This is a genomic window from Cryobacterium sp. 10I1 (assembly GCF_035019805.1).
Lineage (GTDB): Bacteria > Actinomycetota > Actinomycetes > Actinomycetales > Microbacteriaceae > Cryobacterium > Cryobacterium glucosi.
Genome location: NZ_JASJVF010000455.1, coordinates 1 through 1,448 on the forward strand (window position 1 = coordinate 1; position 1,448 = coordinate 1,448).

1 protein-coding gene is annotated in these 1,448 nt (G+C 72.8%); it reads left to right on the plus strand.

Annotation, left to right across the window (positions count from 1 at the left end):
* Positions 1 to 1,448: amylo-alpha-1,6-glucosidase (locus QN345_RS19025; RefSeq protein WP_323509112.1), on the plus strand; the 1,448-nt coding region annotated here is incomplete at both ends.

A 1,448-nucleotide genomic window follows, 5' to 3' on the forward strand; every position in this document is an offset into this window, starting at 1 on the left:
CGGATGCCGCCGCACCGGTCGTCGCGGCGAGCTGGGCGGTCGAAGTGCCCGCGCACGGCACCGCGACCGTGGAATGGACCGTCGACGTCGAGCACAGGGCAACCGTGGTGCAGGCGGCCGAGGGCCTGCCCGAGTGGGATGGCGTGACCGTGCATTCCGGCGATGCCCGGCTCGGCCGCTGGGTGCAGCGCGCCCTCGACGACCTCAGCGGGCTGAGGATGGCGACGACGGCTCGGCCCGATGATCCGTTCCTCGCCGCAGGGGCGCCGTGGTTCTTCACCCTGTTCGGGCGCGACTCGCTGTGGGCGGCGCGGTTCCTGCTGCCGCTCGGCACCGACATCGCCGGCTCGACACTCCGCTTGCTCGCAAGCCTGCAGGGCACCGTCTCCGACCCCGAAACGGCCGAGCAGCCGGGCAAGATCATGCACGAGCTGAGGCCGGGCGCGTTCTCGATGCCCGGCGAGAGCCTGAACCTGCCGCCGCTCTACTACGGGACGGTCGACGCCACGCCGCTGTGGATCTGCCTGCTGAACGACGCCTGGCACTGGGGCCTGCCCGACGCCGAGGTCGTGGCCCTGCTGCCCCACCTCGAGGCGGCACTCGGCTGGATGCGCGACTCCGGCGACAGCCACGACGACGGGTTCCTCTCCTATGTCGACGAGACCGGGCACGGCCTGGCCAACCAGGGCTGGAAGGACTCCGGCGACTCGATCCAGTGGCGGGACGGCTCCCTCGCCGAGGGGCCGATCGCGCTCTGCGAGGTGCAGGCGTACGCCTACCAGGCGGCGATCGGCGGCGCCGAGCTGCTCGAGGCCTTCGGTCGCCCCGGCGCGGCCGAGTGGCGCACCTGGGCGGCGAACCTGCGGGCCCGGTTCCGGGCATCCTTCTGGATCGACTCTCCCGAGGGACGCTACCCGGCGGTCGCGCTCGACGCGCACAAGCGCCCGGTCGACACGGTCACGAGCAACATCGGCCACCTGCTGGGCACCGGCCTGCTCAACGACGAGGAATCGGCGCTCGTCGCAGCCCGGCTCGTCTCCACCGAGCTCAACTCCGGTTTCGGGCTGCGCACGATGTCGACCGACTCGACCGGATACTGGCCGCTGAGCTACCACGGCGGCTCGGTCTGGACCCACGACACCGCGATCGCGATCAACGGGCTGGGCCGCGCCGGGTTCGGCGCCGAGGCCGGCATCCTGATCGACGGGTTGCTCGCGGCCGCCGAGTCCTTCGGGTACCGGATGCCGGAGCTCCACTCCGGGGACTCCGCGGCAGAATTCCCGGTCGCGGTTCCCTACCCAGCGGCCTGCCGCCCGCAGGCCTGGTCCGCGGCGGCGGCGATCTCCGTGCTCGGGACCGTTCTCGGCCTCGCCCCCGACCGCGAGGCCGGCACGGTCGCCTCGACCCCGATCACCCCGGCCCTCCTGGGCTCGGTCACGATCCTCCCC